The 20,678-nt window shown below is 70.4% G+C and carries 20 protein-coding genes; 11 read left to right on the plus strand and 9 right to left on the minus strand.

All coding sequences use genetic code 11. The features are described from left to right. Positions 1-177: 177 nt before the first annotated feature. Positions 178-744 (minus strand): TetR/AcrR family transcriptional regulator, encoded by a 567-nt coding sequence (locus ABD908_RS07420; RefSeq protein ID WP_344993111.1) that lies wholly within the window; start codon positions 742-744, stop codon positions 178-180. Between the two features lie 5 nt (positions 745-749). Beyond that, a complete protein-coding gene (locus ABD908_RS07425) occupies positions 750-1,178 on the minus strand; it encodes a hypothetical protein (protein WP_344993113.1) in 429 nt (142 codons plus the stop codon). A 102-nt stretch (positions 1,179-1,280) separates the two neighbouring features. Between ABD908_RS07425 and ABD908_RS07430 the strand changes: the two genes are divergently transcribed. The 3 genes from ABD908_RS07430 to ABD908_RS07440 all read left to right on the plus strand — a co-directional run bounded on the left by ABD908_RS07430 (position 1,281) and on the right by ABD908_RS07440 (position 5,108). Beyond that, positions 1,281-2,216, plus strand: coding sequence for an NAD(P)H-dependent flavin oxidoreductase (locus ABD908_RS07430; RefSeq protein WP_344993116.1), 936 nt, complete (start codon positions 1,281-1,283; stop codon positions 2,214-2,216). 79 nt (positions 2,217-2,295) lie between these two features. Next, positions 2,296-3,009: a DsbA family oxidoreductase gene (locus tag ABD908_RS07435; RefSeq protein ID WP_425584359.1), complete on the plus strand. Its 714-nt coding sequence runs from the start codon at positions 2,296-2,298 to the stop codon at positions 3,007-3,009. A gap of 74 nt (positions 3,010-3,083) precedes the next feature. Then, on the plus strand, positions 3,084-5,108 hold the full coding sequence (locus ABD908_RS07440) for a M3 family metallopeptidase (RefSeq protein WP_344993122.1): 2,025 nt from the start codon (positions 3,084-3,086) through the stop codon (positions 5,106-5,108). A 265-nt stretch (positions 5,109-5,373) separates the two neighbouring features. Here ABD908_RS07440 and ABD908_RS07445 read toward each other — a convergent pair whose 3' ends face one another. Then, positions 5,374-7,437: a glycoside hydrolase family 15 protein gene (locus ABD908_RS07445; protein WP_344993125.1), complete on the minus strand. Its 2,064-nt coding sequence runs from the start codon at positions 7,435-7,437 to the stop codon at positions 5,374-5,376. Positions 7,438-7,499: 62 nt separating this feature from the next. Between ABD908_RS07445 and ABD908_RS07450 the strand changes: the two genes are divergently transcribed. The 7 genes from ABD908_RS07450 (at position 7,500) to ABD908_RS07480 (ending at position 12,859) form a co-directional block, all read left to right on the plus strand. Further along, the gene (locus tag ABD908_RS07450; protein ID WP_344993127.1) at positions 7,500-7,733 is read left to right on the plus strand and encodes a hypothetical protein; all 234 of its coding nucleotides are present in this window, start codon (positions 7,500-7,502) and stop codon (positions 7,731-7,733) included. A gap of 188 nt (positions 7,734-7,921) precedes the next feature. After that, the gene (locus ABD908_RS07455; RefSeq protein ID WP_344993130.1) at positions 7,922-9,028 is read left to right on the plus strand and encodes a sulfate ABC transporter substrate-binding protein; all 1,107 of its coding nucleotides are present in this window, start codon (positions 7,922-7,924) and stop codon (positions 9,026-9,028) included. Continuing rightward, a complete protein-coding gene (gene cysT / locus ABD908_RS07460) occupies positions 9,028-9,891 on the plus strand; it encodes a sulfate ABC transporter permease subunit CysT (protein WP_344993134.1) in 864 nt (287 codons plus the stop codon). The genes ABD908_RS07455 and cysT overlap by 1 nt, the downstream gene beginning before the upstream one ends. Beyond that, the gene (cysW, locus tag ABD908_RS07465) at positions 9,888-10,706 is read left to right on the plus strand and encodes a sulfate ABC transporter permease subunit CysW (RefSeq protein WP_344993137.1); all 819 of its coding nucleotides are present in this window, start codon (positions 9,888-9,890) and stop codon (positions 10,704-10,706) included. The genes cysT and cysW overlap by 4 nt, the downstream gene beginning before the upstream one ends. A 67-nt stretch (positions 10,707-10,773) precedes the next feature. After that, positions 10,774-11,769: a sulfate/molybdate ABC transporter ATP-binding protein gene (locus tag ABD908_RS07470; RefSeq protein WP_344993274.1), complete on the plus strand. Its 996-nt coding sequence runs from the start codon at positions 10,774-10,776 to the stop codon at positions 11,767-11,769. 57 nt (positions 11,770-11,826) lie between these two features. Continuing rightward, complete coding sequence (locus ABD908_RS07475; protein ID WP_344993277.1) at positions 11,827-12,537, plus strand: MgtC/SapB family protein; 711 nt, start codon at positions 11,827-11,829, stop codon at positions 12,535-12,537. A gap of 157 nt (positions 12,538-12,694) precedes the next feature. Beyond that, positions 12,695-12,859: a hypothetical protein gene (locus ABD908_RS07480; protein ID WP_344993140.1), complete on the plus strand. Its 165-nt coding sequence runs from the start codon at positions 12,695-12,697 to the stop codon at positions 12,857-12,859. Here the strand turns inward: ABD908_RS07480 and ABD908_RS07485 are convergent. From ABD908_RS07485 to ABD908_RS07500, 4 genes are read right to left on the minus strand one after another with little or no spacing between them, the layout of a single operon-like run. After that, positions 12,856-14,133 (minus strand): sulfate adenylyltransferase subunit 1, encoded by a 1,278-nt coding sequence (locus tag ABD908_RS07485; protein WP_344993280.1) that lies wholly within the window; start codon positions 14,131-14,133, stop codon positions 12,856-12,858. The genes ABD908_RS07480 and ABD908_RS07485 overlap by 4 nt on opposite strands. After that, entirely contained in the window at positions 14,130-15,056 is a 927-nt protein-coding gene (gene cysD / locus ABD908_RS07490; protein WP_344993143.1) for a sulfate adenylyltransferase subunit CysD, read from the minus strand. The genes ABD908_RS07485 and cysD overlap by 4 nt, the downstream gene beginning before the upstream one ends. Continuing rightward, on the minus strand, positions 15,053-15,772 hold the full coding sequence (locus ABD908_RS07495) for a phosphoadenylyl-sulfate reductase (RefSeq protein ID WP_344993147.1): 720 nt from the start codon (positions 15,770-15,772) through the stop codon (positions 15,053-15,055). Before ABD908_RS07495 ends, cysD begins: the two co-directional genes overlap by 4 nt. Continuing rightward, positions 15,769-17,496, minus strand: a complete 1,728-nt coding sequence (locus ABD908_RS07500; protein WP_344993151.1) for a nitrite/sulfite reductase — start codon at positions 17,494-17,496, stop codon at positions 15,769-15,771. Before ABD908_RS07500 ends, ABD908_RS07495 begins: the two co-directional genes overlap by 4 nt. A gap of 225 nt (positions 17,497-17,721) precedes the next feature. Here ABD908_RS07500 and hemW point away from each other — a divergent pair, with 225 nt between their 5' ends. Beyond that, a complete protein-coding gene (gene hemW, locus ABD908_RS07505; protein WP_344993284.1) occupies positions 17,722-18,900 on the plus strand; it encodes a radical SAM family heme chaperone HemW in 1,179 nt (392 codons plus the stop codon). Positions 18,901-18,937: 37 nt separating this feature from the next. Here hemW and ABD908_RS07510 read toward each other — a convergent pair whose 3' ends face one another. Further along, positions 18,938-19,834, minus strand: a complete 897-nt coding sequence (locus ABD908_RS07510) for an endonuclease domain-containing protein (protein WP_344993154.1) — start codon at positions 19,832-19,834, stop codon at positions 18,938-18,940. 7 nt (positions 19,835-19,841) lie between these two features. Further along, on the minus strand, positions 19,842-20,552 hold the full coding sequence (locus tag ABD908_RS07515) for an SIMPL domain-containing protein (protein ID WP_344993157.1): 711 nt from the start codon (positions 20,550-20,552) through the stop codon (positions 19,842-19,844). Between the last annotated feature and the right edge of the window lie 126 nt (positions 20,553-20,678).

Raw genomic sequence — 20,678 nt, forward strand, 5'->3', positions numbered from 1 at the left:
CTGCGCCTGCATCGCCAGCATGCCCCGCGCCACGTCGGCCGCGGACCGCCAGTCGCGCACGCCGGGCACCAGCCCCTGCGCCCGGAGCCGGAGCGCGCGGATGCGCCGGACCTCGGGGTTCGCCAACCTCGCCATGCCGCCCGATTGTGCCAGGGCCCTACGACAGCTCGGCGGGCGTCAACCGGCCAGCGCCTCCGCCTCCCGGACGAGGCGGCCCCGCAGCGCGTCGAGCACGGCCGTCGACCGCTGCGCCCGGCAGATCGCGACGGCGCCCTCGGACGCCGCCAGCAGGTCGGCGGCGAACTCGGCGGCCGCGTCGGCGGGGGCACCCCCCACCGTCAACGCCCGCGTCAGCGCGCCCATCCAGTCGCCGAACAGCCGCCCCGCGGTCGCCTGCAGGGCCGGGCCGGCGGACGTGGCGACGGCGAGCAGTGAACACCCCGCCGCGAAGTCGGCGCCGATCAGCGTCCGGTGCCACGCCTCGAGGAAGCGCTCGGCCACCTGCCGGGGCGGGATACCGTGCATCGCCTCGAGCATTGCGATCACGCGTGCCGTCTGGAGTTCCAGAGCCGCCTCGACCAGCTCGTCCTTGCCGCCGGGGAAGTGGTGGTAGATCGACCCGCGGGGCGCGCCCGACTCGGTGAGCACCGCGCTGAACGAGGCACCCTGGTAGCCGGAGCGCGCGAGCACGACGACGGCCGCCTCGACCATCTTCGTGCGTGCGTCGCCACGGGCTTCCGGCATGCCGCTCAGTGTGCCTGCGGCCGGGCGATCTCGGCGCGCGCGGCGGCCACCAACTCGTCGTTCGTGTTCGCGTGCCCCGCCAGGCCCCAGCCGCCGGGCACGGCCTCGGTGAGCAGGACCCACACCCGTCCGCCCCAGCCCGCGGCCGCGGCCGCGGTGACCAGCGCCGTCAGCTGCTCGACGGTCGCGAGCTGCTTGTCGCGATCCAGCGCGCCGGCGTTGGTGAGCACCTGGACTCGGATGTTCGCCGACTCGCCGGAGACGGTGCTGACGGCGTCCGCCGGCAGCTCGTGCACGAAGGCGGCGGTGTTGTCGCGGAACATCGGGATGTCGGGGACCTGCTCGATCCGCATCAACGTCGCCGCGGCGGCCTGCGCGAGGGCGCGGGTATCGGCGAACGTGCTGGTAGGGGCGTAGATGTCGATCATGGGCATGGGGTGTCTCCTGACGATCGCGCGGTTATGACGATCATCATATGATGGTCGTCATAGCGGTGTCGAGCCGAGGCGATCGGGACGCGGCGTAGCGTGATCGCCGTGCTCACCACCTGGTTCACCCGGACGTTCGGAGTCGATGCGCCGATCCTCGGCGCGCCCATGGCGAACCGCGCCGGCGGGGCCCTCGCCGCGGCCGTGACCGCGGGCGGCGGGGTCGGCCTGATCGGCGTCGGGCACGCGCAGACGCCGGAGTTCGACGCCCGCCCGGCCGCCGTCGCCCGCGCGACCGGGCCGTTCGGCGCCGGCCTGATGTGCTGGGCGCTGGATAAGAACCGCGCGACCTTCGACGCCGTCGTCGCCGAGCGACCCGACGTGATGCTGCTGTCGTTCGGCGACCCCGCCGCGTACGTGCTCGAGGCGAAGGCCGCGGGAGCCGTGGTCGGCTCGCAGGTCAACACCCTCGACGACCTGCGCATCGTCGAGGCGGCAGGCGTCGACTTCGTGATCGCGCAGGGCTCGGAGGCCGGTGGGCACACCGGGCACATCGCGACGCTGTCGATCGCCCAGCAGGTGCTCGACGCCACGCAACTCCCGGTGCTGGTCGCCGGCGGCATCGCGACCGGGCGCGGGGTGGCGGCGGCGCTCGCCGCGGGTGCGGCCGGTGTGATGGTGGGGACCGCGCTGCTCGCCAGCGGCGAGGCCGACGCCCCCGACTGGGTCCGTGAGCGGATTCTCGGCGCGCGCGCCGAGGACACGCTGTACACGGACCTGTTCGACCGCGCGCAGGGCTTCGACTGGCCGGCTCGCTGGGGCGGCCGGCTGATCCGCAACGAGTTCGCCGACACCTATGCCGATGCCACGAACAAGAAGCTACGCGCCGTCTACGACAAGACCGACCCCACGCACGCCTCCGTGTACGCCGGCGAGGCGGTCGAGCTGATCACCGAACTCCGCCCCGCCGCGACCGTCGTCGCCACGCTGGCTGCCGACGCCGAACGGCAGCTGCGCTCCGTCGCGGGCCTGCTGGGCGGCTGACGGCGGGAATAACCGCGTCGCCCGGGTGTTCGACTAGGAGTGTCTGAAGGCAGGGTGCCCGGCACGCGAGGAGGCCATGGTGACCGTCGACGTCGAGATCTGGACCGACATCAACTGCCCGTTCTGCTACCTGGGTAAGGCCCGGTTCGAGCAGGCGCTGGAGGGGTTCGCCCACCGCGGTGACGTCCGGGTGGTGCATCGCTCGTTCGAGCTGGACCCGACGGTGCCCGCCGACGCCTCGGGGCCCGTGGTCGAGAAGATCGCCGCCAAGTACGGCATCTCGGCGGCGCAGGCCGAGGCGAACGAGCGTGGGTTGGGCGCGCAGGCGGAGGCCGCGGGGCTGAAGTACCAGACCTCCGGCCGCGACTACGGCAACAGCTTCGACATGCACCGCATCCTGCACCTCGCGCTCGACAAGGGACTGCAGGAGCCGGTGCTGGACGCGCTGTACGCGGCGAACTTCGCCGACCCCGCGCCGCTGTTCGGAAGCCGCGACCGGCTGGTCGCCGTCGCCGTCGGCGCGGGACTCGACGAGGCCGACGTGCGGCGAGTGCTCGACTCCGACGCGTACGCCGACGCCGTACGCGCCGACGAGGAGCAGGCCGCGGAACTCGGCGTCTCGGGCGTCCCGTTCTTCGTCTTCGATCGGCGCTACGCGGTGTCCGGCGCGCAGCCGGCTGCGGTGTTCTCCGACGCGCTCGACCGGGCATGGGGCGACAAGGCGCCGTCGCTGCAGGTAGTGGCCGACAGTGACGTCTGTGGCCCGGACGGCTGCGCGGTGCCGCAGGCCTGACGTCGGTGCGCTGATGAGAGTCAAGACGCGTCGTGCCCGAGAGCGGAGGCGCGCCGTCGGCTAGCGTCGGACGGGTGACCGTCGACGCCGCACTCGCGCCCAGCACCCTGCCCTACCAGTTTCCCGATTTCGCGGCGTTCGCCGGCCTCGACTGGGCTGCTGCGTTCGACGAGGCGTTCGCGCGGCATCGCGCCGAGGTCGAGGAGATCGCTGCGTCGGACGAGCCCGCGACGTTCGCCAACACCGTCGAGGCGCTCGAACGGGCGGGTCGCGAGTTGGCCCGCGTGACGGCGGTGTTCGCCAGCCTGACGTCCACCGACACCACCGACGAGCTGGAGAAGGCGCAGACCCGGATCTGGCCGCGGTACTCCGCGCACGAGGACGCGATCCACCTCGACGCCCGACTGTTCGCGCGCATCGATGCGGTGTATGCCGCTCGCGAGAATGTCGACCCGGAGGCGCGGCGGTTGGTGGAGCGATACCACCTGCGCTTCACCCGCTCGGGCGCTGGACTCGACGCCGCCGGCCAGGCCCGGCTCACCGAGCTCAACACCGAGCTGTCCACGCTGGTCACCCGGTTCCAGCAGTACGCCCTTGCCGAGACCAACGGATCCGCGGTGTGGTTCGACGATGCCGCGGATCTCGCCGGACTGGGCGACGACGCCCTCGCCGCCGCCCGCGCGGCGGCCGAGGCGGACGGTCGCACCGGATACAAGCTCGCGCTCGGTTACCCGACCGATCAGCCGCTGATCGCTCGGCTCGCGGTTCGCGAGTCCCGTCGTCGCCTGCTCGAGGCGGCTCTGGCGCGCGGCTCCCGCGGCGGCGACACCGACACCCGCGCGTTGATCGCCCGGATCGCCGCTCTGCGTGCGGAGCGGGCCGCGCTGTTCGGGTACCCGAACCACGCCGCCTACGCCATCGCCGACCAGACCGCAGGCACCGCCGAGGCGGCATCCGCCATGCTCACCCGGCTCGCCGCGCCGGCCGTCGCCAACGCGCGCGCCGAGCTCGCGGAGCTCGAGGAGATCGCGGGGCACCCGATCGAGACGTGGGATTGGGCGTACTACGCCCGGATCGCCGCCGCGCGCGCTGAGGCAGGCGGCGACGGTGTCGTTCTGGACCCGAGCGAGTACCTCGAGCTCGACGCCGTCGTCACCCGCGGGGCGTTCCATGCCGCGCACCTGCTGTACGGGCTCGCGTTCGCCGAGCGAACCGACCTTCCACTGCACCACCCCGACGCCCGCGCGTGGGAGGTCCGCGGCGAGGACGGGACGACGATCGGGCTGTTCGTCGGCGACTACTTCGCCCGCCCCAGCAAGCGCGGCGGGGCGTGGATGACCAGCTTCGTCGACCAGTCGGAGCTACTCGGCACCCTGCCGGTGGTGATCAACGTCTGCAACTTCGTCAAGCCGGTGGGCGACAAGCCGTCGCTGCTGAGTGTCGACGAGGCCACCACGGTGTTCCACGAGTTCGGGCACGCCCTGCACGGGCTGCTGTCGCGCGTGCGGTACCCGTTCTTCTCTGGCACCGCGGTGCCACGGGACTTCGTCGAGTTCCCCTCGCAGTTCAACGAGATGTGGCTGACCTGGCCGGATGTGCTCGACAACTTCGCCCGCCACCATGAGACCGGAGCACAGCTGCCGCTGGAGCTGCGCGCGCGACTCACCAGCCACGACACCCGCGGCGAGGGCTTCGCCACTGTCGAATACCTCGCCGCGGCGGTGATCGATCTGGCCTGGCACACCATCGCGCCCGGCACGACCGTCGACGATGTCGACGCGTTCGAGCGCGCTGCCCTCGACGCCGCGGGTCTGTACCTGCCGCAGCTGCCGTCCCGCTACCGCGGCCCCTACTTCTCGCACATCTTCTCGGGCGGCTACGGCGCCGGTTACTACAGCTACATCTGGTCCGAGGTGCTCGACGCCGACGCGGCCTCGTGGTTCGCGGCAAACGGGGGCGCCACCCGCGCGAACGGGGAGCGCCTGCGCGCCACCGTCCTGTCGCGGGGCGGCAGCGTCGACGCACAGGAGGCGTATCGCGCTTTCCGCGGCGCCGACCCGGACATCGCGCCGCTGCTTGCGAGGCGCGGGTTGGGGTAGCGCCGCTGCTTGCGAGGCGCGGGTTGGGGTAGCGCCGCTGCTTGCGAGGCGCGGGTTGGGGTAGCGCCGCTGCTTGCGAGGCGCGGGTTGGGGTAGCGCCGCTGCTTGCGAGGCGCGGGCTCGTATGGTCCGCCGGACGCCGTCCAGCGGCCCGACCCGCGGACCGACGGAACGGTGCACATGTTGGGTCAGCGAAGACAGCGAGACGCCCGGATCATGCTGTCGTGACTATCACCGCCGGCGCCGGCGTCCCGCCCTGCTCCGTCTACGGCGATGGATGTGCCGGCAGGAAGCTCGATGCGTGGTGCGTGCCCTCGGCGCGGATCACGTGCACCACGGCGTTGATCAGCGCCAGGTGGGTGAACGCCTGTGGGAAGTTGCCCAGGTGCGCGCCGGTCTTCGGGTCGATCTCCTCCGCGTACAGCTTGAGCGGGCTCGAGAACGAGAGCAGGCGCTCGCACAGCGCCCGCGCTCGCGGCACCTCGCCGATCTCCACCAGCGCCGACACCAGCCAGAACGAGCAGATCGTGAACGATCCCTCCTCGCCCGCCAGCCCGTCGTCGGTCTCCTCCACGCGGTACCGCAGCACCAGGCCGTCCTCAGTGAGCTCGTCCGCGATGGCGAGGACGGTGGCCCGCACCCGCGGGTCGTCCGACGGTAGGAACCGCAGCAGCGGCACCAGCAGCAGCGACGCGTCCAGCGCGTCGCTCCCGTACCGCTGCGTGAACACGCCGCGGTCGTCGACGCCGTGCTCGAGGATGTCGGCCTTGATCGTGTCGGCCTCGGCCGACCACTTCTCGGCGTAGTCCGCCTCGCCGTGCATGATGGCGAGCTTGGCGCCGCGGTCCAGGGCGACCCAGCACATCACCTTCGACGACGTGAAGTGCTGTGGGTCGCCGCGCACCTCCCAGATGCCGCGATCGGGCTGGCGCCAGTGCTTGAGCGTCTCCTCGACCTGCTCCTTGAGCACCGGCCACAGCGTCTCCGGGATCCGCTCGCTGGATTTGGTGTTCAAGTAGAACGAGTCCAGGATCGTGCCCCAGATGTCGTGCTGGCGCTGGTTGTACGCCCCGTTACCGATCCGGACCGGCCGGGCACCGTCGTACCCGGTGAGGTGCGTCAGCTCCTCCTCGATCAACGTGCGCTCGCCGCCCACCCCGTACATCACCTGCAGCGGGTGCCGTTCGCCGTTGTTGGCGCCGGACACGTCGGCGATGAACGAGAAGAAGTCCTCGGCCTCGCGGTCGAGGCCCAGGGTGTACAGGCCCCACAGGGCGAACGTCGAGTCGCGGACCCAGGCGTACCGGTAATCCCAGTTGCGGATGCCCTTCGGGGTCTCGGGGAGCGAGGTGGTCGAGGCGGCGAGCAGCGCGCCGGTCGGCGAATAGGTCAGCCCTTTCAGGGTGAGCGCCGAACGCTGCAGGTACGAGCGCCACGGGTGGTCGGGGAAGTGGCCGACGTTGATCCACTGCCGCCACGACTCCGCGGTGGCCCACATCTTCTTCGAGGCCTCGGCGAAGGTCTGGGGAACGGGGTGCTTACTCCACGACAGGGCGACATACACCTCGTCGCCCTCCCGCATCCGGGTGTGTGCGCGAGCCTCGCGCCCCTCCAAGCCGAGGCGCATGTCGGTGGTCAGCTTGAGCTCCGGGAAATCGTCCGTGTCCCCCGTGCGGGGCCGCGCGACCGCCTCGCTGTAGCCCTCGGCGGAGTACTCCCAGCGTGCGCCGGCGCGGTTGTAGTCGAACGCGGGCTCGCAGTTCACCTGCAGTTCGACGGTGCCGGACACGCACCGCGCGGTGCGCAGCAGGATGTGCTCGGCGTCCCAATCGGTGGGGGTACGACGGTGCGTGCGCGAGCGGGTGTCGGTGTCGTGCCAGGGGCCCATGACCAGTGCGTCCCGCACGATCAGCCAGCCGGTCGACGTCTGCCAGGTGGTCTCCAGCATCAGGCTGCCGGGCAGGTATCGACGATCCGACGGCACCCGCACGCCGTACGGGGCGAGCCGGAACGAACCGGCGCCCCGGTCGAGGATCGCGCCGAACACACTGGGGGAGTCGGGGCGGGGGATACACATCCACTCGACCGTGCCGTCCCTGGCGATCAGGCACGTGTTCTCGCAGTCGGACAGGAACGCGTAGTCATGGATCGGCGGGAACGCGCTGTCGGTGTGCCCGTCGGCGCCGCGCGGAGCGGCCGGCAGCGGCTCGTGCTCGGCGACCGTCGTCGGGCCGGGTGCGGGCGGCGTCGAGGAGGGTGCTGCGGTGGGCGTCGCGCCGTTGGTGGTCACCGTCTCGGAAGCCGAGGTGTCGGCGTTCTTGGCTGGCATGGATCCCATGATGCGCCACCGCCGATCAACGCGGGAACCCAAGCGCGTTACTCTCGACGTCGATGCACGCGATAGCCCATTGGTGGGACACCGTCGAGTTGTGGCTGTCGAGCCTCCCGTACGTTCCGCAGGTGCTGATCATGCTGATTGCGCTCTTGCTGATCGCAATCTTGATCGTGCGGGTGCTCACCGCCTTGATCGATCGGTTGGCCGATGCACTGCACGGGCCGACGCGGGTGAGCGAACCGGATGTCCAGGAAGAAACCACAGGTGATAGCCCTGGAGAGGGGATATGAAGGCTAGTGCCATCGACTCACGGCGGGCGCCGACTCAAGCTTCCGCGTTCCAAGGTCACCTGGATGCTCATCGCCCTGCTGGTGCTGCTGGTCGTAGCCTGGGCGGTGGCCCACTGACGGGACCTTAAGATTCTCGCCGTGCCCGATTCGTCGGGCCGCACCAGTCCAGCGACGAACGGCGAGACACCATGCCCTCAAGACCCGGACGACGCGCGGTCGCGAGTCTCCTCGCGGCGGCGGCGTTGTTCCTCACGGCCGCGTGTGGCGGCTCCACCGACACCCCCGGCGGGATCGACATCTCGAGCGGTTCACACCACCTGAATCTGGTGGCGTTCTCCGCCGGTAAGCCGGCGTTCGACGTCGAGATCCCGCTGTTCCGCAAGACGCATCCCGATATCGGCTTCTCTCAGTCGTACGGCGCCTCGGGCGACCAGTCGCGCAAGGTCGTGCGACACGTCCCGGTGGACGTCGTCAACTTCTCGGTGCAACCGGACGTGACCCGCGACGTGTCGGCTGGCCTGATCGACAAGAACTGGGAGAGCGCGCGGCCCAACAAGAGTGTGCCGTTCACGTCTCTGGTCGTGATCGTGGTGCGGCAGGGCAATCCGAAGGGCATCCACGACTGGGCCGACCTGCTCAAGCCGGGCGTCGACGTGATCACGCCGAATCCCGCGAGCTCGGGTTCCGCCAAGTGGAACCTGATGGCCCCGTACGCGGCGGCGTCCGACGGTGGCAGGAACCCGAAGGCGGGGCAGGCGTTCCTCAAGGAGCTGATCGGTAAGCACATCCACATCAGCCCCAGCTCGGGTCGGGATGCGACCACGGCGTTCGAGGCAGGGCAGGGCGACGTCCTGCTCAGCTACGAGAGTGAGGCCGTGATGCTGCAGAAGCAGAACAAGAAGGCCGGGCTGGCGCCCGTCGAGTACCTCATCCCGCCGCAGTCGATCCGGATCGACCTCCCCGTCACCGTCGTCAACAGCAGTAGGGACCTCGCCGCCGCGAACACGTTCGTCGACTTCCTGTACACGGCCCAGGCGCAGCGGGCGCTGCCCGCAGGCGGCTTCCGCCCGGTCGACCCCGCGATCATCGCGCAGACACGGGACGAGTTCGCCGCGCAGCCCCAGTTCCTGTGGACGGTGGAGCAGCTCGGGGCCGAGCTGGGCAAGGGCACGGCGGGCAAGACGGTGTCCGGCAAGAGGCTCACCAAGGACCTCACCGGTTGGCCGGCCGTCGACAACGCGCTGTTCAGCGCCAACGGTGTCGTCACGAAGTTGTACCAGGCTGGAGGTCAGTGATGAGTACCGCCACGCAGGCTCGCCCCGAGCCGGGCGCGAGCCCCGCGCGATCGACGGGTCCGCGCCGCGGGCGCCTCCCGGTCGACCCGCTGCGGATCGGCGTCGCGTGGATCTGGATCTCGGTGATCGTGCTGCTGCCGATCGCCGCGATCGTCGGCAAGTCGTTCGACGACGGGCTCGGCGGCTTCTGGTCCGCGCTGACCACCAAGGGCGCGCTGGAGGCGCTCGGGATCACGGTGTGGGTGTCGCTCGTGGTCGCTCTGATCAACGTCGTGCTGGGGACCCTGATCGCGTGGGTGCTGGTTCGTGACGACTTCCCGGGCAAGGGACTCGTCAACGCGATCATCGACCTGCCGTTCGCGCTGCCGACCATCGTCGCGTCGATCGTGCTGCTGTCGCTCTACGGCCCGGACAGCCCCGTCGGCCTGAAGCTGAACGCCACGCAGCCGGCGCTCGTGATCGCGCTCGCGTTCGTGACGCTGCCGTTCGTGGTCCGCCAGGTGCAGCCCGTCCTGCTCGAGCTCGACCACGAGGTGGAGGAGGCCGCGGCCTCGCTCGGCGCGAGCAACGCCGTGATCCTGCGGCGCGTGATCCTGCCGACCCTGGCGCCGGCGATCCTGTCGGGTGCGGGCCTGGCGTTCACCCGCGCGATCGGCGAGTTCGGCTCGGTCGTTCTGGTCGGCGGCAACATCCCCGGTAAGACGCAGGTGGCGTCGCAGTACATCCAGCAGCAGATCGAGGCCGACGACAACACGTCCGCGTCCGTGGTGTCGGTGGCGCTGCTGCTGATCGCCTTCGTGATGCTGTTCGTGATGCGGTACTTCGGCTCGCGGGCCGCCAAGCGGGAGGAGAACGCCGCATGAAGCTGAGCAGGAAGACGGTTCTGACCCTGCGCTCGGTAGCGCTGCTGTACCTGTTCGTGCTGCTGGTCCTGCCCATCGCCATCATCCTGTACCGCTCGTTCCAGCACGGCCTCGTACAGTTCTGGGAGTGGATCACCACGCCCGCGGCGATCGCGGCGCTCGAGCTGTCGCTGCTGATCCTGGTCATCGTCGTCCCGCTGAACGTGATCTTCGGGATCGTTGTGGCCATCGCGCTCGCACGGGGTCGCTTCCGCGGTAAGGGGCTGCTGCAGGCGGCGGTGGACCTACCGTTCGCGGTCTCTCCGGTCGTGGTCGGCGTGGCCCTGATCATGCTGTGGGGTGTCGGTGGCTGGTTCGGGGGCGTCGACTCCCTCGGCTTCCGCGTCATCTTCGGCCTCCCGGGAATGGTGCTGGCGACGATATTCGTGACCCTTCCGTTCGTGGTCCGCGAGGTCGAGCCCGTCCTGCACGAGATCGGGACCGAGCAGGAGGAGGCCGCTGCAACGCTGGGGGCGAACGGCTGGCAGACGTTCTGGCGGATCACCCTCCCGGCCATCCGCTGGGGCCTGACCTACGGGGTGGTGCTGACGATCGCCCGCGCGCTCGGCGAATACGGCGCCGTGACCATGGTGTCGTCCGGATTCCCCGGGACCTCACAGACCCTGACCCTGCTCGTGTCGTCGCGGTTCACCGACGACTACAACACCTTCGGCGCGTACGCGGCAGCGACGCTGCTGATGTTCCTGGCGATCATCGCCCTGGCAGTCATGACCATTCTGGAAGCCGGCAGAAAGAAGCGGAACGATGACGAGTGAAGCGCAGACCAACGAGGCCGCTCCGGTGAGCGCGCCCGCCCGGTCCGCCGACCCGGCCGACGGTCCCGTGACCATCCGCGTCGTCGGCGCCAACAAGCGGTACGGGGACTTCGCGGCCCTCGACAACGTGTCACTGGACATCCCCGACGGTTCGCTGACCGCCCTGCTCGGCCCCTCCGGCTCGGGAAAGTCGACGCTGCTGCGGTCGATCGCCGGCCTCGACCATCTCGACAGCGGCGAGGTGTTCATCAACGGCGACAACGTCAGCCGGGCCACGCCGCAGCAGCGGGACATCGGCTTCGTGTTCCAGCACTACGCGGCGTTCAAGCACATGACCGTTCGAGAGAACGTCGCGTTCGGTCTCAAGATCCGCAAGCGCCCCGCAGCAGAGGTCACGTCGAAGGTCGACGAGTTGCTGGAGGTCGTGGGCCTGGCCGGATTCCAGACCCGCTACCCGGCGCAGCTGTCGGGCGGCCAGCGGCAGCGCATGGCCCTGGCGCGCGCGCTGGCGGTCGACCCCCAGGTGCTGCTGCTCGACGAGCCGTTCGGCGCCCTGGACGCGAAGGTCCGCGAGGAGCTCCGGTCGTGGTTGCGTCGGCTGCACGAGGAGGTCCACGTGACGACGGTGATCGTCACGCACGACCAGGAGGAGGCCCTCGACATCGCCGATCGGATCGCCGTGCTCAACAAGGGCCGGATCGAGCAGGTCGGTACGCCCGAGGACGTGTACGACCGCCCGGCGACACCGTTCGTGATGTCGTTCCTGGGTTCCGTGGCCAAGCTCAACGGGGTGCTCGTGCGCCCGCACGACATCCGCGTCGGCCTCACCCCGGACATGGCGCTCGCCGGGGGGCCCACGGCCGACGAGGCCGGCGTCACGCGGGCCGAGGTGCAGCGCGTCGTGTATCTGGGGTTCGAGGTCCGCGTGGAGCTGAAGAACGCGGCGACCGGCGAGACGTTCCACGCCCAGATCACCCGCGGCGACGCCGCCGCACTCGGGCTGCAGGAGGGCGACGACGTGTACGTGCGTGCCACTCACGTGCCGGAGATCGCCGTTCCCTGACCCGGGCCTGGACGCGACGCCGCCGCCGCGGAAGATGGAACGGTGGTGAACGTGAGCATGTGGGCCGGAATCGGCCAGGGTTGGCGACAGCTCTGTGAGCTGCTGTTGGCGTTCGGCCTGTCGACGGTCATCGGGCTCGAGCGCCAGTACCGCGGTAAGAGTGCGGGTCTGCGCACGCAGGCCATCGTCGGCACCACGTCCGCACTGATCCTGCTCGTCAGCAAGTACGGCTTCGGCGACGTACTCGCCCCGGGGACGGTGGTGTTGGACCCGTCGCGTGTCGCGGCGCAGATCGTGTCAGGGATCGGCTTCCTCGGCGCCGGCCTGATCATCACCCGGCGGGGCACCATCCGCGGTCTCACGACCGCCGCGGCGGTGTGGGAGACCGCGGCCATCGGCATGGCCGCCGGCGCCGGCCTGGAACTGCTCGCCGTCGCCGTCGCCGTCCTGCATTTCGTGGCGGTGCTGTGTTTCACCCCGCTGGGCCGGATCGTGTCCGAACGGGGTGTCGCGGAGCGGGGCTTCACCGTGACGTACGAGGACGGCCGGGGTGTTCTCCGTGACCTCCTCGAGGCGTGCTCCCGCCGGGTGTGGACGGTGGCCGCGCTCGCGGTGGTCGACGGCAGGGGTGGGCGCGACGGTGACGAGCCCCGCTTGGTGACGGTGACGATGACCCTGTTCGGCCGCGGGGTGGCCGACGCGGCCGCCGAGCTGGCGAGTATCGCCGGCGTGGTCCGCGTCGACCGGGGCGCCGACGAGGAGGAGTAGTCCGATCTCGGCCGACGGTAGCGTTCACATCGTGACGTCGGATAACGGAATCGGGAACGAATCGGCGGAGAGCGTCGACCGCGGGTCGGGGAGCTACCGCCCGGCGTTGCCGCCTGCGCAGACCTGATGCTGTTCCGCCCGCGCCGCCCTTGGGCGGATGCCTGCCGTCCGCTCCACGTTCTGCGACGCCGAGTTCACGCCCGACCAGTCGATCGCCGTTCTCGACCGGCACGCGGCTCACACCGTCTCCCCGACGTGGCCGGCGCCGTGGTCACCACGGGACCGGGCGTTCGGGCCGGATCCCCTCGTGCGCGGCAGCTAGACCAGGTGCGACAGCGCGTCGCCGACCAGCCCGGCGGCCAGGGTGTTGCCCGACTGCGGATCGATCAGCAGGAACGAGCCCATCTCGCGGTTCACGTCGTAGTCGTCCGCCACGATGGGCTCCGCGGTGGTCACTGCAATGGTCCCGATCTGGTTGAGCTCGAGGGTCGAGCCCTCGGTCACCGTCAGTTCCTGCTCGTCGAAGACGCTCTCCACCGAGCCCACGATGGCCTGGGTGGTCCGCGTGCCGTGCTTGAGCAGCAGCCGCGAGCCGGTGCGCAGCTGCTTGTCGGCCAGCCAGCAGACGGTGGCCGTGAACTGCTGGCGCGGCTCGGGGGCGCCGTCTACGGCCACGATGACGTCGCCACGGGACGCGTCCACCTCGTCGGCGAGGATCAGCGTGACGCTGCGCCCGGTGTGGGCCGACTCGAGCTCTCCGTCGGCGGTGTCGATCCGGGCGATGGTGGTGCTCGTCCCGGACGGCAGAACCAGTACCTCGTCGCCGACGGTGACGGTGCCCGCCGCGACCTGCCCGGCATAGCCGCGATAGTCGGGGTGCTCGGCGGTGCGCGGCCGGATCACGTACTGCACCGGGAAGCGGAAGCCGATCGGCGCGGTGTCGGGGTCGGTGGGTACCGCCTCGAGGTGCTCGAGCAGCGACGGGCCGTCGTAGTACGGCGTGTTCGCCGAGCGCGAGGCCACGTTGTCGCCGTGCAGCGCGGAGACGGGGATCGCGTGCACGCATCCCTCGGGCCAGCCGAGCGAGTTCATCAGGGAGTGGAACTCGGCCGAGATCTCGGCGAACACCGAGGCCGGGTCGCCGACCAGGTCGATCTTGTTCACGGCGAGCACCACATGCGGTACGCCCAGCAGGCGGATCACCGCGGCGTGCCGGCGGGTCTGCTCGATGACCCCCTTGCGGGCGTCGGTGAGCAACACGACGATCTGCGCCGTCGACGCGCCGGACACCGTGTTGCGGGTGTACTGCACGTGCCCGGGGGTATCGGCCAGCACGAACGACCGGTTGGGAGTCGCGAAGTAGCGGTAGGCCACGTCGATGGTGATGCCCTGCTCGCGCTCGGCGCGCAGGCCGTCCACCAGCAGCGACAGGTCGGGCGTGTCGAGGCCCTTGTCGACCGACGCGCGGGTCACGGCGTCGATCTGGTCGGCGAGCACCGACTTGGTGTCGTATAGCAGCCGTCCCACCAGCGTGGACTTGCCGTCGTCGACGGAGCCCGCGGTCGCGAGGCGCAGCAGATCGGGGGCGCGCATCAGAAGTACCCTTCCTTCTTCCGGTCTTCCATGGCGGCCTCGGAGACGCGGTCGTCGCCGCGGGTCGCGCCACGCTCGGTCAGCCGCGACGCGGCGACCTCGGCGAGGATGGCCTCGTTGTCGGCCGCCTCGGACAGGACCGCTCCGGTGGTCGAGCCGTCACCGACGGTGCGGTAGCGCACCGACAGCCGCAGCAACTCCTCGCTCTCGGTGGGACCGCCCCACACGCCGGGCGTCATCCACATGCCGTCGCGCTGGTACACGTCGCGCTGGTGGGCGTAGTAGATGGAGGCCAACGGGATGTCCTCGCGGGCGATGTAGCGCCAGATGTCCAGCTCGGTGAAGTTGCTCAGCGGGAACACGCGCACGTGCTCGCCCGGCGCGTGCCGGCCGTTGTACAGGTTCCACAGTTCTGGCCGCTGCCGCTTCGGATCCCACTGGCCGAACGCGTTGCGCAGGCTGAAGATGCGCTCCTTGGCGCGGGCGCGCTCCTCATCGCGGCGGCCGCCCCCGAACACGGCGTCGAACCTGTTCTCGGTGATGGCGTCCAGCAGTGGCACCGTCTGCAGGGGGTTGCGGATGCCGTCGGCGCGCTCGGTGAGGCGGCCGTCGGCCAGGTATTCCTCGACGGAGGCCACGTGCAGCCGCAGGTTGTGGCGCTCCACGATCTCGTCGCGGAAGGCCAGCACCTCCGGCAGGTTGTGCCCGGTGTCCACGTGCAGCAGCGCGAACGGCAGCGGCGCAGGCCAGAACGCCTTCAGTGCGAGGTGCAGCAGCACCGTCGAGTCCTTGCCACCCGAGAACAGGATCACGGGACGCTCGAACTCGCCGGCCACCTCCCGGAAGATGTGGATCGCCTCGGACTCCAGCGCGTCGAGCGTCGTGAAGGCGGCGTTCCCGGGCGTTCGGGTCGGAGTCTCTGTCATGAGGTGTGAAGTCCGCATTCTGTCTTGGCGCGCCCGGCCCAGCGGCCACTGCGCGGATCGGAGCCCGGCGCGGGCTTGGCGGTGCACGGGGCGCAGCCGATCGAGGGGTAGCCCTCGTCGACCAGCGGGTTCACCAGGATCCCGTGCTCATCGATGTAGTCCTGCATCTGCTCGTCGGACCAGGCCACGATCGGGTTGATCTTGACCAGGCCGAAACCCTCGTCGAACGAGATCGCGGGCGCCTTCGCGCGGGTGGGCGCCTCGACGCGGCGGATGCCGGTGACCCATGCAGGGTATCCGGCCAGCGTGGCGCGCAGCGGAACCACCTTGCGCAGGTTGCAGCACTCGCCCGGGTCGCGGGCGAACAGGTCCTTGCCCATCGCCGAGTCCTGCTCGGCGACCGTCCGTTCGGGCGTGACGTTGAGGATGTCCACCTCGTACACGGCCTCGACGGCGTCGCGCATGCCGATGGTCTCGGGGAAGTGGTAGCCGGTGTCGAGGAACAGCACCTTCGGCCGGGACTGCACCTGCTTGGCGAGGTGCACGAGCACGCCGTCCTGCATGTTCGACGCGACCAGGTAGTCGTCACCGAACGTCGCGGCCGTCCAGCGCAGCAGCGTGAGCGCATCGGCGTCGCCGAGCTCGGCGGCGCCCCGCTGTGCGATCGCCCGCAGTTCCTCAGCCGACGCGTTGCGGGATGCGGTGGGTGCGCTCATCTCAGGTCCTCTTCCGCGGCGCGGACCGCCCACTGCGCGAAGCGCTCGTCGCCCTCGCGCTGCGCCGCGAACTTGCGCACCACTCGCTCGATGTAGTCCCCGAGCTCGGTCGACAGAACCTTGTGCTGGCGCAGCTTGCGACCGAACCCGCTGTCGAGCCCGAGGCTTCCACCAAGGTGAACCTGGAAGCCCTCGACTTGATTCCCCTCGTGGTCGTCCACGAGCTGGCCCTTGAAGCCGATGTCGGCGATCTGCGAGCGGGCGCAGCTGTTGGGGCAGCCGTTGATGTTGATCGTGATCTGCAGATCCAACTCGCCGTTGAGATCGGCCAGCCGCTGCTCGATCTCGGGCACCAGCACCTGCGACCGCTTGCGGGTCTCGACGAAGCTGAGCTTGCAGAACTCGATGCCGGAGCACGCCATCAGGTTGCGTCGCCAGATGGACGGACGCGCCTGCAGCCCGAGCGGCTCGAGCTCCGCGATCAGCGATTCGACGGTGTCCTCGGGCACGCCCACCACGATCAGCTTCTGGTACGGCGTGAACCGCACCCCGCGCGCTCGGGCGCGCTCGGCACCGTCGGCCACCGAGGTGAGGATGGTGCCGGACACGCGTCCGGCGATCGGGCTGAAGCCCACCGAGAACGTGCCGTCCTTGAGCTTCTGGACGCCCACGTGGTCGCGCTGGCTGGTGAGCGGCTCGGGCGCCGGGCCGTCGATCAGCGTGCGACCGAGGTACTCGTCCTCGAGAACCTGCCGGAACTTCTCGATGCCCCAGTCCTTGACCAGGAACTTCAGCCGGGCCTTCGCCCGCAGCCGCCGGTAGCCGTAGTCGCGGAAGATCGAGACCACGCCCTCCCACACGTCGGGCACCTCGTCGAGCGGGATCCACGCGCCCACCCGCTGCGCGAGCATCGGGTTGGTGGACAGGCCGCCGCCGACCCACAGGTCGAGTCCGGGGCCGTGCTCGGGGTGCACGACGCCGATGAAGGCGATGTCGTTGATCTCGTGGGCCACGTCCTGCAGGCCCGAGATGGCGGTCTTGAACTTGCGCGGCAGGTTCGAGTACCGCTTGTCGCCGATGTAGCGGCGCACGATCTCGTCGATCGCGGGGGTGGGGTCGAGGACCTCGTCGGGGGCGAGACCGGCCAGCGGGGAGCCGAGCACCACGCGCGGGCAGTCGCCGCACGCCTCGGTGGTCTTCAGGCCGACCGACTCGATGCGGTTCCAGATCTCCGGGACGTCCTCGACGCGGATCCAGTGGAACTGCACGTTCTCGCGGTCGGACAGGTCGGCGGTGTCGCGGCCGAACTCCGTCGAGATCCCACCCAGTACGCGCACCTGCTCGGTGGTGAGCGCGCCGGCGTCGCACCGGATGCGCATCATGAAGTGGTCGTCCTCGAGCAGGTCGATGTTCTCGTCACCCGTGAAGGTGCCGTCGTACCCCGCTCGCCGCTGCGTGTACAGGCCCCACCAGCGGAACCGGCCGCGCAGATCCGCCTTGTCGATCGAGTCGAATCCCTGCTTGCTGTAGATGTTCTCGATCCGAGCGCGGACGTTGAGCGGGTTGTCGTCCTTCTTGCTCTGCTCGTTGGGGTTCAGCGGCTCGCGGTAGCCGAGCTTCCACTGGCCCTCGGACTTGCGCTTGACGGGCCGTGCGCGGCGAGCGGGCGTGCGTTCCGCAGCCGATGCGGCGACATCGGGGGCGGCGTCGGCTGTCGACGTCATACGGGTGTGCTCCTGGAATCGAGATGAGGGAAAGCGTGGCGCGGGGCGAAGGTGCGCGGGCACGCTGGATCGGCGGGACCCCTAACAGCCGCAGCTGCAGACCCGCAGAAAATCGATGTGCCGACGCGAAGCCAGCAGGGCACCCTGTCCGTTCATCGCTTGACATTCTGCCACCTGCGGTACCGGATACAGGAATCGGGCTGCGAGACTATTGCCGTGACCTCGGTGGATGCTGATACGGACGACGCGGCGGCGGTACGCGCCGCGGGACCCGCGACGGCGCCGTTCGGGCTGTACATACATGTCCCGTTCTGTGCGACACGCTGCGGCTACTGCGACTTCAATACGTACACAGCCGGTGAGTTGGGTGAGTCGTCGTCGCCGCATGCGTGGGCCCAGGCCCTCGACGGTGAGCTGGCCGCCGCGGCCGAGGTGGTGGGCGGCGTCGATGTGTCCACCGTGTTCGTCGGCGGCGGAACGCCGTCGCTGCTCGGTGGCGAGGGGCTGGGCGGGGTGCTCGGCACCGTGCGCAGGCATTTCCGGCTCGCCGACGGCGCCGAGGTGACCACCGAGTCGAACCCCGAGTCCACGTCGCCGGAGTTCTTCGAGACCCTGCTGGCTGCGGGGTTCACCCGGATCTCGCTGGGGATGCAGTCGGCCGCGCCGCACGTGCTGCGGGTGCTGGACCGTACCCACACGCCGGGCCGCGCGGTCGCGGCGGCGCTCGAGGCCCGCGCCGCCGGGTTCGCGCACGTCAATCTCGATCTGATCTACGGCACGCCGGGGGAGTCCGACGGTGACCTGCGTGCCTCGGTGGACGCGGTGCTGGCCGCGGGGGTGGACCACGTCTCGGCGTACGCCCTGATCGTCGAGGACGGGACTGCCCTGGCCCGCCGGATCCGGCGCGGCGAGGTCCCGCCCGTCGACGACGACGTCCTCGCCGACCGGTACGTTCTGGTCGACGAGGCTCTGCGCGACGCCGGATTCGACTGGTACGAGGTGTCCAACTGGGCCCGGGGTGAGGACGCCCGGTGCCGACACAACGAGTTGTACTGGGACGGCGCCGACTGGTGGGGCGCGGGCCCGGGCGCGCACAGCCACCTGCGCGGCACGCGGTTCTGGAACATCAAGCACCCGGCCCGGTATGCGGCCGCGGTGGCCGCGGGGGAGCTGCCGGTCGCGGGACACGAGGTGTTGGGCGACGCGGACAGGCACCTCGAGGACGTGATGTTGCGGGTGCGCATGCGGTCCGGCCTACCCGCCGCGACGCTGCGCCCCGACGAGTTGGCGCGCGCCGCGGACGAGGTTGCGTCGGGGAACCTGGTGGCCGGTCGCGACGCCTACGTCCTCACCGACGCCGGGCGCCTGCTGGCCGACGGTGTGGTGCGCCGCATCCTCGCGTAGGGCGTGGTCAGGATCTCGGTGTATCCGGCCCGGCGGTTCAATGGCGAGGACGCCCGACCTGTCCGACCGAGAAGCTGGCCAGCGAGCATCCGGCCAAGCGCCGACCCCGGTGATCGCCGCGGCGGATCATCGCCAGAATCCGGGCCTCGATGACTGGCCAGCGGAATGTCACGTCCTCCCACGTCACACGGATGGGGTCGTATCCGGCGGCCCGAGCGATCTGGTCTCGCGTGCGATCGTTCTGATAGTCGGCCCCGTGGTGCTCGCGGCTGTCCGCCTCGATGATCAACGACCGACCGACCAGCATGTCCACCCGACCGACATCCGGGATGTACACCTGGATGTCGAGCCTGATGTTCCGATGTCGGAGCCGGACGCGTACCAGAGACTCGGTGCCCGACTCCGCGCGGCGATCCACCTGGTCGAGCAACCGCAGCACGCGCTCGGGGGCGCCGGTCAGGACGTCTCGGAGGTCGGCGAGCTCGAGTTCGGGATGTCGGTGCAGAACGGAGTCGCAGATCGCGACGAACTCCTCCCCGCTCACGCAGCGTGCCGCGCACGCCACCGCGACCAGCAGCGGGTCCACCGCCGCCCGTGGAGTCGGCAGTTCGCGGTACGCGGTGCAGTAGTCGCCGGTGCCGACCCGGTGCCGATGTTCCGCCGCGCGCAGGTGGGTCCGCTTGTCCCCGAACGGGATCCATATCCCGTGACGGGCGAGCGCGGAGATGCAGCCGACTGCGGCGCCCGCGCGGACCGCGGACACGACCTCCGGGTCGGCCGTCGGTGTCGCGAACCAACCCGGCCGGATGCGGGCCAGCTGTCTCTTCCGGATCGCCGACCGGATCTGGGCCTGCTCCCACCCGCAGCGCAGCAGCTCCCGCTTGGTCACCACGCCCCCGGACACGTCCCTCGGCGTGGTCGAATCCCCCCACATGGATCGATCATCGGGCACGCGGGCGCGGGCAGAACCCCCGAACGGTCTGCTGCCCCGGCTCGACCGGAACTGCGGCGCCGGCTCGGGGCGCGAACGTCTTGGGTGTGGTGGCAGAACCGCTGGGCTGCTCCGACACCGACAGCACCTCACCCAGCTTCGCTCCGGCGAGCCGTGCGTACTGGTCGGCGCGGGACCTGGCGTCCGCGAACGCCCTGTCGCGGGCGGAGGCCTGCAGCTTCGGGTCGTCTATCGGGTCGAAGCCGACAGAGGACACGCGCGTGGCGTCCCCGCCGGCCGTGGTCGCGTCTCCGAGCACCTTCGACGCCTTGGTCAGGTCCTGCACCCGCACCGTCAGCGACTCGGTGGCCTCGTAGCCCGAGATGGTCGAGGTGCCGCCGCCGATGCCGGGGCTCGCGTATTGCGGCGTCACCTGCAGGTCGGAGGTGGCGACATCGGTCTTGGTCACGCCTGCCGCAACCACCGCGTCGATCACCTTGCGCGCGGCGTCGCCCGCCTGTGTCAGCGCGGAGCTGACGTCGGCCGCCTGCGCCTGCACCGCCAGCCGGGCGGTGAGCGCCGACGGTGTGCCCGCCGCATCCCCGACCCCCACGGTGACCACCTGCCGGCCGCTGCCGCCACCGTCGGACGAGCAGCCGCAGGCCAGCAGGGGGACCGCCGTCAGCAGGGCCACCGTCGCGCGCAGTCGGCTTCGCGTCACCTCATGGTGCCAGCAGTCGGCTCGCTGATACCTCGGGTCCGGTCAGTATCGGCGGAGCGGGCGGATGGGGCGTGAACCCGGCCGGACCGCATGCCGGCCGTACGACTCCGCGCCGGAGGCGGGGCC

Origin of the sequence: Tsukamurella soli (genome assembly GCF_039541155.1) — a bacterium.
Taxonomy (GTDB): Bacteria; Actinomycetota; Actinomycetes; order Mycobacteriales; family Mycobacteriaceae; genus Tsukamurella; species Tsukamurella soli.